Source organism: Streptomyces sp. NPDC043746 (assembly GCF_056436485.1).
Genome location: NZ_JBWKCM010000031.1, coordinates 37,537 through 50,444, shown reverse-complemented (window position 1 = coordinate 50,444; position 12,908 = coordinate 37,537). Strand labels below are relative to the sequence as shown.

Annotated in this window: 14 protein-coding genes; 3 read left to right on the top strand and 11 right to left on the bottom strand. The window is 74.8% G+C overall.

What is annotated here, in order from left to right:
* The first annotated feature begins 87 nt into the window (after positions 1 to 87).
* Complete coding sequence (locus tag AC0682_RS26680) at positions 88 to 1,533, top strand: PAS domain-containing protein (RefSeq protein ID WP_478535592.1); 1,446 nt, start codon at positions 88 to 90, stop codon at positions 1,531 to 1,533.
* A 43-nt stretch (positions 1,534 to 1,576) separates the two neighbouring features.
* Here AC0682_RS26680 and AC0682_RS26675 read toward each other — a convergent pair whose 3' ends face one another.
* Positions 1,577 to 1,744: a hypothetical protein gene (locus tag AC0682_RS26675; RefSeq protein ID WP_478535591.1), complete on the bottom strand. Its 168-nt coding sequence runs from the start codon at positions 1,742 to 1,744 to the stop codon at positions 1,577 to 1,579.
* 18 nt (positions 1,745 to 1,762) lie between these two features.
* Complete coding sequence (locus tag AC0682_RS26670; protein ID WP_254811977.1) at positions 1,763 to 2,518, bottom strand: SIS domain-containing protein; 756 nt, start codon at positions 2,516 to 2,518, stop codon at positions 1,763 to 1,765.
* Positions 2,519 to 2,737: 219 nt separating this feature from the next.
* Between AC0682_RS26670 and AC0682_RS26665 the strand changes: the two genes are divergently transcribed.
* Together AC0682_RS26665 and AC0682_RS26660 are read left to right on the top strand one after the other, a co-directional pair.
* A complete protein-coding gene (locus tag AC0682_RS26665) occupies positions 2,738 to 3,430 on the top strand; it encodes an iron-dependent transcriptional repressor DtxR (protein ID WP_254811976.1) in 693 nt (230 codons plus the stop codon).
* A gap of 665 nt (positions 3,431 to 4,095) precedes the next feature.
* On the top strand, positions 4,096 to 5,031 hold the full coding sequence (locus tag AC0682_RS26660) for an alpha/beta fold hydrolase (protein ID WP_478535589.1): 936 nt from the start codon (positions 4,096 to 4,098) through the stop codon (positions 5,029 to 5,031).
* A 71-nt stretch (positions 5,032 to 5,102) separates the two neighbouring features.
* Here the strand turns inward: AC0682_RS26660 and AC0682_RS26655 are convergent, their stop codons facing one another.
* From AC0682_RS26655 to AC0682_RS26615, 9 genes are all read right to left on the bottom strand, one after another.
* The gene (locus AC0682_RS26655; RefSeq protein ID WP_478535588.1) at positions 5,103 to 5,666 is read right to left on the bottom strand and encodes a type 1 periplasmic-binding domain-containing protein; all 564 of its coding nucleotides are present in this window, start codon (positions 5,664 to 5,666) and stop codon (positions 5,103 to 5,105) included.
* Between the two features lie 20 nt (positions 5,667 to 5,686).
* The gene (locus tag AC0682_RS26650) at positions 5,687 to 6,418 is read right to left on the bottom strand and encodes a 2OG-Fe(II) oxygenase (protein WP_478535587.1); all 732 of its coding nucleotides are present in this window, start codon (positions 6,416 to 6,418) and stop codon (positions 5,687 to 5,689) included.
* 25 nt (positions 6,419 to 6,443) lie between these two features.
* Positions 6,444 to 7,229 (bottom strand): 2OG-Fe(II) oxygenase, encoded by a 786-nt coding sequence (locus tag AC0682_RS26645; RefSeq protein ID WP_478535586.1) that lies wholly within the window; start codon positions 7,227 to 7,229, stop codon positions 6,444 to 6,446.
* Positions 7,230 to 7,286: 57 nt separating this feature from the next.
* Positions 7,287 to 8,213 (bottom strand): methylated-DNA--[protein]-cysteine S-methyltransferase, encoded by a 927-nt coding sequence (locus tag AC0682_RS26640; RefSeq protein WP_478535584.1) that lies wholly within the window; start codon positions 8,211 to 8,213, stop codon positions 7,287 to 7,289.
* A 140-nt stretch (positions 8,214 to 8,353) separates the two neighbouring features.
* A complete protein-coding gene (locus tag AC0682_RS26635) occupies positions 8,354 to 9,025 on the bottom strand; it encodes an HAD family hydrolase (protein ID WP_478535583.1) in 672 nt (223 codons plus the stop codon).
* 60 nt (positions 9,026 to 9,085) lie between these two features.
* Entirely contained in the window at positions 9,086 to 10,591 is a 1,506-nt protein-coding gene (locus AC0682_RS26630; protein ID WP_478535581.1) for an MFS transporter, read from the bottom strand.
* Between the two features lie 96 nt (positions 10,592 to 10,687).
* The gene (locus AC0682_RS26625) at positions 10,688 to 11,200 is read right to left on the bottom strand and encodes an amidase family protein (protein WP_478535580.1); all 513 of its coding nucleotides are present in this window, start codon (positions 11,198 to 11,200) and stop codon (positions 10,688 to 10,690) included.
* Positions 11,201 to 11,434: 234 nt separating this feature from the next.
* Entirely contained in the window at positions 11,435 to 12,283 is an 849-nt protein-coding gene (locus AC0682_RS26620) for an Ada metal-binding domain-containing protein (protein WP_478535578.1), read from the bottom strand.
* On the bottom strand, positions 12,280 to 12,837 hold the full coding sequence (locus AC0682_RS26615; RefSeq protein WP_478535577.1) for an RNA polymerase sigma factor: 558 nt from the start codon (positions 12,835 to 12,837) through the stop codon (positions 12,280 to 12,282). The genes AC0682_RS26620 and AC0682_RS26615 overlap by 4 nt, the downstream gene beginning before the upstream one ends.
* Positions 12,838 to 12,908 lie beyond the last annotated feature (71 nt).

Below are 12,908 nucleotides of genomic sequence, written 5' to 3'. Positions count from 1 at the left end.
TCACGTTCGAGTTGAATGGTCTGACGTGCAGCAATACGCGCGGTGACGCGCGGGGAAACGGCCGACACGTTCTGCGGGGGGTACGGAGTGGGTGCTTCCAGGAGCAGCGGGACCACCGACGCGCTCGGACCGGACGAAGGGCCCGACGAGCCCGACCGGCCCGACGGTCCGAGCGGGCGGGGTGTTCGTTCCGCGCCGCTCGTCACCGGTTCCGGTTCCGACTCAGGGGCCGATCTGCTCGCCGCCCTGCTCGACGGCATGGACGCCGCCCTCTGCGCCTTCGACGCCGGCGGCACCGTCACCCACTGGAACCGCGAGGCCGAGCGCATCCTCGGCTGGTCCGCCCGAGAGGCCGTGGGGCGTACGGGGTTCGCGGGGTGGGCGGTGCGCCGGGCCGACGCACACGAGGTGCAGGGTCGGCTGATGGCCGCCATGGACGTGCCGGGACGCCAGGTCCACGAGTTCGCGCTGCTGCGGAAGGACGGCAGCCGGGTGCTGGTGCGGACCCAGACCGCCCGGGTCCTGGGCGCCGGAGGCAAGCCGGCCGGGGTCTACTGCGCGTTCAGCGAGGTGCACGCGCAGATCGACCTGGAACGGGCCATCGCGCTCGGCGAAGCCCTGCTGGAGGACGTCTCCTGGGGGGTGGTGCTCGTCGACGTCGACCTCCGCCCGACCGTGGTCAACGCGTACGCCGCCCGTGCCCTCGGCGGCAGCCGTACGGGCCTGCTGGGCCGACCGCTCGGCGAGCTGGTGGTCCAGGGCGTGGAGGAGCTGGAGGCCGCCCTGGCCCATGTGCTCGCCGAAGGGGCGCCGGGGGCTCCGGCGGAGTTCTGGGTGACGCTGCGCACGGCGGAGGGCGAGCGGCGGCGGTGCTGGCGCAGCGGGTTCCTCCGGCTGGCCTCGCCCCTGACGGAGGAGCCGGTTCCGCTCGGGGTGGGGTGGATGTTCCGGGACGTGACGGCCAGGAAGCTCGCCCAACGGGAGGCCGACCGGCTGCGGTTCACGACGGGCCAGCTGCACCGGGCGGCGCGTACGGTCTCCGAGTGCGAGGACCCGATGGAGGCCGCGACCTCCCTGCTCGACTTCGCCCTGGCCGGGTTCGCCGACCACGTCCTGCTCGACCTCATGGAGGGCGGGCGCCTGGTCCGCACGGCCGCCACCCCCGCCGACGCGCCCGGCCCCTGCCTGCTGGTCGCGGGCGGCTCCGTCCCCGTCCGCTACGGCCCCGGGCACCCCGCCCTCCAGGCCGTCGAGCGCACCGGCTCGGTCCGTACGAGCGCGGGCGCCGGGGACCGGGCGGGCGCGGAGGCCTGGGCGGCGGAGCGGCGGTGGCCCCGGGACGCGGCCCACGCCCTGTCCGCGGTGCTCCGGAGCCGGGGGCAGACGCTGGGCGTTCTGACGTTCCTCCGCGCGGCGAACCGGGCCGCCTTCGAACGCCCGGACACGGTGTACGCGGAGACGGTCGCCGCCCGGGTCGCGGGCGCCGTCGACCTGGCACGGGCGGTGGGGTCGCAGTCCGGGCCCCGGGAGTAGCGGCAGGGGGCAGGCGGGGGAGCGGGCCGGGGCGCCCGGGCCGTCAGGAGCGGGAGCCGGGGGCGGCCGGAGCCCGGTCCTCCCGGACCACTCCGCGCCCGGCCCGGTCGGCCACCCGCTGCGCCACGACCACCCCGGGCCGGGGCGCGCGGCCCGGGTCGTGCTGCCCGCCGCCCGCCGCCCGTGCCCGCAACGGCCGGGGTCCGCGCACGGAGGGTCTGTACGGGGTTCAGTGGCGGTAGAAGATCCGCTCCCGGTACTCCGTCATCACCCGGCCGTTCCAGTCGTGGCCGCCGTCGACGTTACCCGAGCGCAGCAGCGGCGGCTCGATGCCCCGCGCCACCAGCCGCTCGGCCGCCGCCGCCATCATCGACTGCATGATCGCGCTGGTCACGACGGTGGAGGCGGGGGCGAAGGGGGCCTCGATGCCGGGGGCGGTCAGCTCCGCGTCCCCGATCGCGATCTTGCTGTCCAGCACGATGTCGCAGTGGTCGCGCAGGAAGCCGCCCGAGGTGTGCCGGGAGCGGGTGTTCTCCGCGTACGCCACCGAGGTCACGCCGATGACCTTCAGCCCGAGGGCCCGGGCGTTCTGGGCCATCTCGACGGGGAGCGCGTTGCGGCCGGAGAGGGAGATGACGACGAGGACGTCGCCGGCGGCGGCGGGGCTGGAGTCCAGGACCGCCGAGGCCAGTCCGTCCACCCGCTCCAGAGCGGAGCCGAGGGTGGCGGGCATGACGTCCACGCCGACGGTGCCGGGCACGGTGAGCAGGTTCATCAGGGCCAGCCCGCCCGCCCGGTAGACCACGTCCTGGGCGGCGAGTGAGGAGTGCCCGGCGCCGAACGCGAAGAGCCGGCCGCCCGCCTCGACGGTGTCGGCGATGGCGGTCCCGGCCGCCGCGATGTTCCCCGACTCCTCGTCCCGTACCCGCTGGAGCAGGCCGATCGCCGCATCGAGGAACTGACCGGCCAGCTTGCTGTCGCTCATCGGGAAGGACCCTTTCGACGGGTTTCTGCGGGGCGGGAACGGCTGTGCCGCCGATCACGTTGCGGTCTGGACCAGTGGCCTGTCAATACCGCGTGACACCCTCCGCCGTCCGGGCGTCGCAGGGTCTTCGGCCGGCGCGGCACGGTTGTCGGTGCGATGCGTCAGAATTGGTGCAGGGCCATCGCACGACGTCTTCTGTCACAGCATCGAGGGGCACGTATGTCCGGACTGATCGACACCACGGAGATGTATCTCCGCACCATCCTCGAACTCGAAGAGGAAGGCGTGGTCCCCATGCGCGCCCGGATCGCGGAACGGCTCGACCAGAGCGGTCCGACGGTCAGCCAGACGGTGGCCCGCATGGAGCGCGACGGCCTCGTCCAGGTCGCGGGCGACCGCCATCTGGAGCTGACCGAGGAGGGCCGCCGCCTCGCGACGCGCGTGATGCGCAAGCACCGGCTGGCGGAGTGCCTGCTCGTCGATGTGATCGGTCTGGAGTGGGAGCAGGTCCACGCCGAGGCCTGTCGCTGGGAGCACGTGATGAGCGAGGCCGTGGAGCGGCGGGTGCTGGAGCTGCTGCGCCACCCGACGGAGTCTCCGTACGGCAATCCCATCCCGGGTCTGGAGGAGCTGGGCGAGAAGGCCGAGGCCGACCCGTTCCTGGACGCCTCGATGGTGAGCCTGGCCGAGCTGGACCCCGGCCCGGAGGGCAAGACCGTGGTCGTGCGGCGGATCGGGGAGCCGATCCAGACGGACGCCCAGCTGATGTACACGCTGCGGCGGGCCGGGGTGCAGCCCGGGTCGGTCGTCAGCGTGACGGAGTCGCCCGGCGGGGTGCTGGTCGGGTCCAGCGGGGAGGCGGCGGAGCTGGACGCGGAGGTCGCTTCGCACGTGTTCGTCGCCAAGCGGTGACGCCTTCGGCGCCGGGGTTCGGGGCGGGCTCCCGGGCCCGGGCGGAAGTCCGGGGCGCCGCTCCCCGGGGCGGAGGGTCCGTCCTCGAACGCCGGGCGGGCCGGGACGTCCCCCGGGCGGGCCGGGGCGGGGCCGGACGGGTCGGCGCGCTCCGGGTGGGTTTCCGGGGGGAACGGCAGCGGGCGGGCGGATCGCGTGCCAGGCTGAGGCCAGGCATATGACCTGAGGGTGTCGGACCGGATGTGGTCGGCACGGTCGGGGAGGGAGCAGGGGATGCGCCTGTCGTATCGGCACGCCCGCCGTCCGGTGGTTGCCGCCGTCCCGGATGTCCTGGTCGGGGACGGTTCGGTGATGGCTCCGCGGTGCTCTGCCATCGTTGTCGTGGACAGACGTCGACCCCGGCGCCCGAAGGCGCCGGGGTCCGTCCTCCCCTGTGCTGACCCGGAGCCCCGAGCTCTCAAGGTCATTCCCTGCGGACCCCTGTCCCCGAGCGGTCCGCCTCCCGTTGAAGATCTCCCCAGGGGGCCGAGCCGCAATCCTCGCGGGGTGTCACTCGAACGTGGGGTGTTGAGCGGCGGATCCCTGTTTTCGAATAAGAGTTCGATACTCTGGCGTTGTGCGACCACGCGGTGGGTGACCAAGGACCAGAAGGGGGTGCCAGGACCATGGTGCGGCGCATCGATGTGACCGGATCCGACGGCGCACGCCTCGCGGCGTGGGAGTTCGCGGATCCGCCCAAGGAGCGTGCGGGGGCGGACGGGGAGGGAGCGGGCCACGCCCTCGGCGAGGACCGCGCTCCCGGGGCCCCCGGGGTCTTACTGCTGCACGGGCTGATGGGCCGGGCCTCCCACTGGGCCCCCACCGCCCGCTGGCTCTCCGAGCGGTATCGCGCGGTCGGCCTCGACCAGCGCGGCCACGGCCGCAGCGACAAGCCGGCCGAAGGCCCGTACACCCGCGAGGCGTACGTCGGGGATGCCGAGGCCGCGATCGAACAGCTCGGGCTCGGGCCCGTCACCGTCGTCGGCCACGCCATGGGAGCGCTCACCGGCTGGCAGCTCGCCGCCAAGCGCCCCGACCTCGTGCGCGCCCTCGTCATCTGCGACATGCGGGCCTCCGCTCTGGGGGCCGCCTCGCAGCGCGAGTGGACCGACTGGTTCGCGACCTGGCCGCTGCCCTTCGCCACGCTGGCCGACGTCCGCAAGTGGTTCGGTGAGGACGACCCCTGGGTGGAGCGGCCGAACCCCTCGCGCGGCGAGTTCTACGCCGAGGTGATGACGGAGACCGAGGACGGCTGGCGCCCGGTCTTCTCCCGCCGGCAGATGCTGGTCTCCCGCGCCACCTGGGTCTTCGACGCCCACTGGGAGGAGCTGGCGCAGGTGCAGTGCCCCGCCCTGGTGCTCCGGGGGCTCGACGGGGAGCTGGGCCGGGCCGAGGCGCAGGAGATGGTGCGGGTCCTGCCCCGCGGGCAGTACGCGGAGGTGGCCGAAGCGGGCCACCTCGTCCACTACGACCAGCCGGAGGGGTGGCGCGCGGCGGTCGAGCCGTTCCTCGAACAGCTCGCGGAGGACCCCCGGGGCGACCGGGAGCCGGTCGCCCCGTGACGAGCGCCTGAGGGGCTGCGGCGGGGTCCTGAGGGGCTGTGGACCTGTGGACCTGTGGGCCTGAGTGCGGGTCAGGCGGTGTCCGGGGCGGGCGGGAGGACGGTCACCGAGTCGCGGCGTACCTCCCAGCTGCCGCCCTCGGCCGTGGCGCCGCGCAGACCGTCCAGGGTCCCCTCCCCGGCGAGGGCCGGGAGGCGGGGGTCCCCGAGGACGGCGAAGGCGTAGGTGCGGGCGGGGTCCCAGTCGGTGGAGTGGCGCAGGCGGCGGGCGAGCTGGGCGAAGCCGAGCGGGGCCGCCGCCATCACCCAGGCGTCCGGCACCACCTCCGTCAGTCGGACCGCCGGGCGCAGCCAGGAGGCGGCGGTCTCGGGCCAGTCCACCGCGGTGAGCACCGTCCCGCCCCGGGCCTCCCACGCGGTGGTGAAGGCCTCGGCGGCGGCCCGGGAGGGCGCGTCCCTGCCGCGGCCCACCGCGACGGTCCCGATCTGCTTCCCCGTCTCCGCCAACAGGCTCACCAGGGCGGCGAGTTCCGCGCGGGTGTGCGGCGCGGGGGTGAGGGGGCCGCCGTACGCGGTCTGGTCCGTGGCGCTGATCAGCGGCGAGCGGCGCGGCTCCCACCTCTTGCGGACGTTCATCCCGTTCCTCCTCGCATGTCTCAGGCGGCGTCGTGGAAGACCAGGCCGAGGGTGCGGCGGTGGCCGGAGCGGACGGTGCTCACCCCGTGGCGCATGGGCCCGTTGGACCAGCCGCGCCGGGACGGGACCGGCCGGTCGCGGGTGGTGAAGACCAGCCCGTGCCCCTGCGGCAGGGTGGTGGACGAGCCCCGCGTCTGGGCGCGGGGGCGCTGCTCGGTCATGAGGAACTCGCCGCCGGTGTAGTCGGTTCCGGGCGCGTCGAGGCCGATGACGACCTGGAGCGGGAAGACCATGTCCCCGAACACGTCCCGGTGGAGGGCGTTCCAGTCGCCGGGGCCGTAGCGCAGCAGGATCTGGGCCGAGCGGTCCTGCCCGGCGTCGTGGCACATCGTCAGCCACTCGTGCAGGGTGTCGGGCCAGGGCGCGGGCCGGCCGAGCCTCCCGGCCCAGTCGCGGGCGACGGGGAGCAGGTGCGGATAGAAGGCCTCGCGCAACTCCCTTACCGCGTCGGGTAGATCGTGGGTGAAGTAGCGGTACTGGCCGGAGCCGAAGCGGTGGCGGGCCATGTCGACCGTCGTACGGAAGCGGTCCTCCTCGTCGTACAGTCCGGCGATCTCCGCGCATTCGGCGGGGGTGAGGAGCGGCCAGGTCAGCGCGCTGCCGTGCAGGTCCAGCTCGCCGGTCAGCGCGTCCCAGTCGCCCGCCGCGACCCGGTCTTCGAGGGGGCCGGTCAGGGGAGCGGTGTCGGTCATGGAGACTCCTTGCTGCCCGGACGGGTCAGCGGGCGTTGTGGAAGATGACGCCGAGGGTGGTGCGGCGGCCGGACTCCACGGCGCCGGTGCCGTGCCGCATCGGATGGCGGCAGAAGCCGTGCTCGCCGCGTACGGGGCGGTGGCGGACCGGGAAGATCATCGCCTGGCCCTGTCGCGGCGTGACGACGACGGCCCGCGACTGGGCCCGGGGGCGCTGCTCGACGAAGACGTTCTCCCCGCCGGTGAAGTCCTCCCCGGGCCGGGCGAGCATGACGGTGACCTGGAGGGGGAAGACGATGTCGCCGTAGACGTCCTGGTGCAGACAGGCGTAGTCGCCCTCGTCGTAGCGCAGGATCAGGGGGGTGGGCCGGGTCTGGCCGTGGGCCGCGCACTTCGCGAGGAGCCCGTCCAGGGTGGCGGGGAAGGCGTGCTCCTTGAGAAGCGGCGCCCACTGGTCGGCCATCCACGCCAGGGGCGGATACAGCTGTTCGCGCAGTGCCTGGACGAGGGGGACAGCGGCCGGGTCGGCGTAGTACCGGTAGGTGCCGCGGCCGAGCTGGTGGCGCTGCATCACCACGGTGGAGCGGAACAGAGCGGGGTTCTCGTAGGTGCTGGCGATCTCCTCGCACTGCTCGGGCGAGAGCAGCGGTTCGGTGACCGCCACCCCGTTCTCGTTCAGCCGCGCGTACAGCGCTGCCCAGTCCAGGTCCTGGAGTGCGGGCAGTTCGCCGCTGGACACCGTCCGCGGCGCCCCGCCGGCCCGGAAGGCATCGTCGAAGAGCGGGGCGGGCAGGCCGGCGGAGTGGTTCATGGCGGTGCTTTCGCTGTCGGGAGGAGGGCGGGTGGCGCGCGCCCCGGGAGCGGGGAGTCAGAAGAGGCGGGAAGCCGTCACCTCGGCGGGTTCCTCCAGGGTGAGCAGAGCACGCTTGCGGGCGAGGCCTCCCGCGTAGCCGGTGAGGGAGTTGTCGGCGCCGACGACCCGGTGGCACGGGACGAGGACGCAGAGCGGGTTGGCCCCCACGGCCTGGCCGACGCGCTGGGCGAGCCCGGGGGCGCCGAGGCGCTCGGCGATGGTTCCGTACGTGGTGGTCTCGCCGTGGGGGATCTCCCTGACCAGGTCCCACACCGCGTGCTGGAAGGTGTCCCCCTCGGGCGCGAGCGGCAGGGCGAAGCCGTCGCGACGCCCGGCCAGGTAGTCGTGGAGCTGCTCGGCGGCCTCCGCGAACAGAGGGTCCTCCTCGGCCGGGACCCGGGGCCCGAGCGCCTCTTCGGCGGGGCGGCGGACGTGGTCGGGGAAGTACAGGCCGGTCAGGGCCTGCCCCCGGGCGACGACGGTGAGGGGGCCGAGGCCGGAGTCGATGACGGTGTGCCGGGTGTCCATGGTCGGTCCTCGTCTCTGGGCGGGCGGCGGGTGGTCGGGGCGGGTGGGTTCCGGGCGGTGCGGTCCGAACGGCGGGTGGGGCCCGGGCGCGGGCGGGGTCCGGGCGGCGGCGGCGCGCAGCGCGTCGACGGCGTCGCTCTCCCCGCCGGGGCGGCCCAGCAGCGAGGTGAGCGCCGTCGTGAGGGCGGCGGCGGCGGTGTCGTCGGCGGGGGCGGCGGTGAGGCGTCCGGCCGCCGTCCGGACACGGTCGTCGTCGATCGCGGTGAGCGCCCGCACGGCGGTGCGGTGGGCGTCGGCCGACCAGTCCCAGTAGTCGGGCGCGGTGGCCCGGCACTCCGGGTCGTGGACCAGGACCAGGCTGCTGGTGACCGAGGCGGCCAGGGCGGCGGGCTCGGACGGGCGGGCGGCGGACATGTTCGCGGCTCCCCAGGGATGGCGGGTGGCTTTCGGTGGTGCGGGCCGGGCCGACGTACCGGAGTACGGGATGGACGCCGACGTGCGGGTGTACCGGAGTACGGGGTCGGTGCCGACGCACCCGCGTACGGGACCGGCGGTCAACGGACCTCGGAGTCCGGGGCCCAGCGCAGGGTGGTGAGGTCGGGGACCACCACGTCGGCGTGGGCGAGGTCCGCCCCGGTGTGGGTGGTGGTGAGCGCGACGCAGCGCAGCCCGGCGGCCGCGGCGGCCCGGACCCCGGCGGGGGCGTCCTCGAAGGCGATCCCGTCGGCGGGGTGGACCCCGAGGGCCCGGCAGGCGGCCAGGTACCCCTGTGGGTCGGGCTTGCCGGCCCGGACGTCCTCGGCGGTGATGATCACCTGGAACAGCTCGGCCCCGCCGACGTGGTCGAGCAGCTCCGTGGCGTGGGCCCGCAGGCCCGAGGTGACCACGGCCAGCGGCACACCGCGGCCGTGCAGGTCGGCGAGGAGGTCGGCGGCCCCGGGGACGGCGTACGGCGGCGGGCTGTCCGGGCCCATCAGATAGCCGCACGCCTCCTCGAAGAGTTCGTCGACGGTGGGCCCGCCGAACCGGTCGACGTGGTCGGCCAGCGCCTCCTGGCCGCGCCGCCCGACGAAGGTCGCCAGCAGCGCGTCGTCGACGGGCAGACCGTGGGTGGTGAAGAGGCGGGTCCAGGCGGCACGGCTGCGGTGCTCGGTCGCCACCAGGGTGCCGTCGAGGTCGAACAGGGCCGCCTTGGCCTGGATGGGGTGCGGTTCGGTCGCGGTCATCGCTGGTCGTCCTTCGTGGTTCGTGCGCCTCCCGCCGGTGGAGCGGGCGGTGCGGGCGGATCAGTCGGCGGTGGGCGTCGTGTGTCCGGTGTTCTCCTTGGAGGAGAACACCGTGGTGGGCGCGACGGTTGCGTCGGCCGTGACGTCGGGGTCCGGAGGGCCTGCCGGGGTGGTGGCGATGGCACGGAGCGCGGCGAAGCTGCAGAGCCCGGCGATGAGGGCGAGCCCGGAGCAGGTGAGGACCCAGGCGGTCGCGGACCCCGCCCAGTCGCTGCGGCTGAACCAGGAGTAGGCGGCGCCGAAGAGGGCGACGCCGGTGACCCCGACGACGGTGGAGAGCGTGTTGACGGTGCCGCTGAGCGGGCCGGCGTACCGCGGCGAGACGGTGGCCGTGACCAGGTTGAGCAGGGAGGTGTGGTTGATGCCGAGGCCGAAGCCCCCGATGCAGAGCACGGCGGTCAGCGGCCAGATGGCGGTGCCCGCACCGGCGGGGACGAAGGAGGCGAGCGCGTACGTCACCGTGAGCATGGCGCAGCCGATGAACGGGAGGAAGCGGGCCAGCGCCTGCGGGGAGCGGGCGAAGGCGGGGCCCGCCAGGCCGAACGCGAGGACCCAGCCGAGCGGGACCAGGCCCGCCTGCCAGGCGGGGAGCCCCAGCTCCTGCTGGAGGTGGAGGGAGAGCAGGTAGAGCATGGCGATGTACGTCAGCGTGGTGCCGGCGTAGGAGGCCAGCGACCAGCGGACGGTGGTGGCGCTCAGCGGGCGCAGGTCGAGCGCGGGGGTGCCGTCGCGGGCGATGACCCGCCGTTCGGTACGGATGAACTGGACGCCGAGCGGTACGGCGGCGGCCAGCAGCACCCAGATCCAGTCGGGCCGCTCCAGGCTGAGCGGGATGAGGACGGCGAGCGTGGTGGCGGCGAGCAGCACGGTGCCGGGGATGTCGTTGTCGCCCCGGCCGGTCGTGGCGGCGGGCCGGTCGTGCGGGAGCAGGAAGAGGCCGAGCGCCAGGATCAGTACGCCGATGGGCACGTTGAGCAGGAAGACGGCCCGCCAGCCGGTGCCCAGCAGGTCGGCGGAGACGATGGTGCCGCCGAGGACCTGGCCGAGCGCGGCACCGCCGGAGAGGGTGAGCACGTTCCAGCCCAGGGCGCGGGCCCGGGCCGGGCCGGTGAACCAGCGGTGGATGCCGACCAGCACCTGGGAGATCATCAGGGCGGTGGCGGCCCCTTGCAGACACCGTCCGGCGATGAGGACGGCGGCGCTGGTGGCCAGCCCGCAGACGACGGAGGCGAAGGTGAAGAGCGTCAGGCCCCACAGGTAGACCCGGCGGACGCCCTGGCGTTCACCGAGCCGGGCGGCCGGGGCGAGGAGCACGGCGGAGCAGAGCGCGTAGGCCGTGACGATGAGCGTCAGTTCGGAGCTGCCGACGTCGAGGTCGGTGCTGATCGCGGGTACGGCGAGGTTGACGATCGCCAGGTCGATGTTGGCCATCGCCTGTCCGACCAGCAGCACGAGAAGGGCGGCGCTGCCACCGAGTCCGCTGCGCCCGCCGGTGGTGGTGTGCACGGGTTTCTCCGATCTTCGCTCCCCGCCGGGGAGGGGGCCGTCCGCCCGGACGGCCCCGATGGCTGCCGGGGGCCGTCCCGGCGGTGTCCGGCCCGGTCAGGCCGTGGTGGCGTCCAGGTCCAGGTCGTCGTAGCGGGCCGCCCAGGGGGGGCGGCTCTCGATGGCGGCCGCGGCACGGACGACGAGGGCGTCGTTCCTGCGGCGGGCGGCGAGCTGGAGTCCCACGGGGACGCCGTTGCGGGCCCGGCCGACGGGGCTGTAGGCGACGGTGAGCCCGGTGAGGTCCCCGTGCAGCGCGTCGGTGAGCTTCTCGGGGGCGGGGAACGAGTACGGGTCGTAGGGGTGGGCGCCGGACATCAGGTCGACGCCGAGGGCGGCGTCCGCGACGGTGCGGGCGAGGGGCGCGTAACAGACCATCGGGTTGAACCGGCGGAAGGCGTTGGGCCTGGCGGGCACCGGGACCCGGCCGAAGGTCGGCATCAGGGTGAAGACCCCGCAGAAGGCGGCGGGCACGCGCAGGGAGCCCCCGGCGTCGGAGCCCTGGGCGAGCGGCACCATGCCGCAGGAGACCGCGGCGGCACTGCCGCCGGAGGAGCCGCCCGCGTTCATGGCGCGGGCGCGCTCTGGCTGCTGATCCCCACGGAAGTGGGCGTACGGATGGTGACGCGGCGGACGGCGGGCGAGGCCGCGTTCCCCCCGCTCGCCTCCCGGATCGGCAACGCCGTCGCGGGGCTCGTCCTCCTGGGCCTCGCCCTCGCCCTCTTCGTCCGCTGACCGGCCGCACGGCGGAGCGCGACCGGCCGCCCGGGCAGCCGACCGCTCGGCCGGACGCGCGCCCGGCCGTCAGGCCGCCACGGGGCGGCAGCTCAGACACGGGCGGTACCCGGCCCGCCGCGCCGCGGCCACCGACCCGAAGGGCACCCGGTGCCGGTCGGTGATCCGGCGGGCGTGCGCGCAGGTCGGGTAGCAGAAGATCCTGGTGGTGCCGCTGCCCAGATAGTGGGTACCGGCCGCGGCGAACCTCCCCAGCCGCTCCTCGTCGACCCCTTCGTACGCCCGCAGCCGCTCGACCAGCACGGCCGGAAGCCCGCAGTCCACCGGTCGGCCGTCCTCGTCACCGAGCCGGTGGACGGGGATCAGCACCGGGGCCGGACCGGAGCGCACCGCCTCCAGCAGCTCCGCCGCCGTGGCATCCGGTACCCCCGCCTCGGCCGCCAGCCACCCCACCGGCCGCAACTGGCCGCGCGGGATGCCCCGCACGGCCTCCAGGACCCGGGACCGGGACTCCGGCAGCGTCCCGTAGTCGTAGCGCAGGTTCCGGTCACGGCCGGTCCGCAGCGCCCCGACCACCCCCGGCAGCGGCCTGCCCGCCGGAAGCGCCGCCCGGCCGGTCCGGAGCAGATGCTGCTCCTCGAAGTCCTCCGGGCCCGCATACCGGTCCACCGGACCGGCCCCGGTCACCGCTCCCCGGCCGTGCGCGACGAACAGCGCGACCACCGGGCCCTCCACCAGGGAGTAACGGTCGTACGCGTGCTCGGTGACGCCCGCCCGCCGCAGAATCCGGATCCCCAGATCCACCGGCATGGGCTCCCGCAGGCCGTCGAACCCGAACGGCGCGCGGTCGGCGCTCGCCGTACCGTTCAGCCGCGCCGCACCGGCCGGTCCACCGGGCCTCTCGTCCAGACCACTCATCGGATCACCTCCTCCCGCGTCAGCCGGGGCATCTCGCGCAGCGCCGCCAGGCCCCGTGACACCTGGGCCTTGACCGTGCCGACCGGACACCCCAGCAGGTCCGCGATCTCCGCGTACCCCAGCTCGGCGATATGCCGGAGCACCACCGGGACCCGGTAGCGCTCGGGCAGCTCGGCGAGCGCCGCCACCAGCCTCTCCCGCTCCACCACGTGCTCCGCCCGCTGCTCCGGGCCCGGTCTCCCGTCGGCGAGCGGCAGCTCCCCGACGTCCACGCCCGACTCCGCGACCGGCCGCCGCGTCAGCGTCCGTACGTGGTTGCGCCATACGTTCGTACCGATCGCCAGCAGCCACGCCCGCGGCTGCAGGGCCCCGCGCCGCTCGGGCGGATACCCCGACAGCGCGGTGTACGCCCGGAGGAACGTGTCCTGTACGAGATCCTCCACATCGCGCGAGTCGCCGGAGAGGCGCAGCAGCACCGAGTACACGACCCCGCCGTGGGACCGCACCAGCTCGGCGAAGCCGCGGTCGAGATCCACCGCGAGTAACTCGGGCACCTGAAGAGGCATCTCATCCATCACCCATCACAACACCACGCCGCGCCCGGCGGTTGCACGCGGACCCCGCA

What these genes read in the sequence shown, in the direction of transcription:
- AC0682_RS26650 (WP_478535587.1), bottom strand. Translation starts at nt 6,418, where the DNA reads ATGACCGACACCGCTCCCCTGACCGGCCCCCTCGAAGACCGGGTCGCG.
- AC0682_RS26640 (WP_478535584.1), bottom strand. Translation starts at nt 8,213, where the DNA reads ATGTCCGCCGCCCGCCCGTCCGAGCCCGCCGCCCTGGCCGCCTCGGTC.
- AC0682_RS26660 (WP_478535589.1), top strand. Translation starts at nt 4,096, where the DNA reads ATGGTGCGGCGCATCGATGTGACCGGATCCGACGGCGCACGCCTCGCG.
- AC0682_RS26655 (WP_478535588.1), bottom strand. Translation starts at nt 5,666, where the DNA reads ATGAACGTCCGCAAGAGGTGGGAGCCGCGCCGCTCGCCGCTGATCAGC.
- AC0682_RS26670 (WP_254811977.1), bottom strand. Translation starts at nt 2,518, where the DNA reads ATGAGCGACAGCAAGCTGGCCGGTCAGTTCCTCGATGCGGCGATCGGC.
- AC0682_RS26625 (WP_478535580.1), bottom strand. Translation starts at nt 11,200, where the DNA reads ATGAACGCGGGCGGCTCCTCCGGCGGCAGTGCCGCCGCGGTCTCCTGC.
- AC0682_RS26635 (WP_478535583.1), bottom strand. Translation starts at nt 9,025, where the DNA reads ATGACCGCGACCGAACCGCACCCCATCCAGGCCAAGGCGGCCCTGTTC.
- AC0682_RS26665 (WP_254811976.1), top strand. Translation starts at nt 2,738, where the DNA reads ATGTCCGGACTGATCGACACCACGGAGATGTATCTCCGCACCATCCTC.
- AC0682_RS26645 (WP_478535586.1), bottom strand. Translation starts at nt 7,229, where the DNA reads ATGAACCACTCCGCCGGCCTGCCCGCCCCGCTCTTCGACGATGCCTTC.
- AC0682_RS26620 (WP_478535578.1), bottom strand. Translation starts at nt 12,283, where the DNA reads ATGAGTGGTCTGGACGAGAGGCCCGGTGGACCGGCCGGTGCGGCGCGG.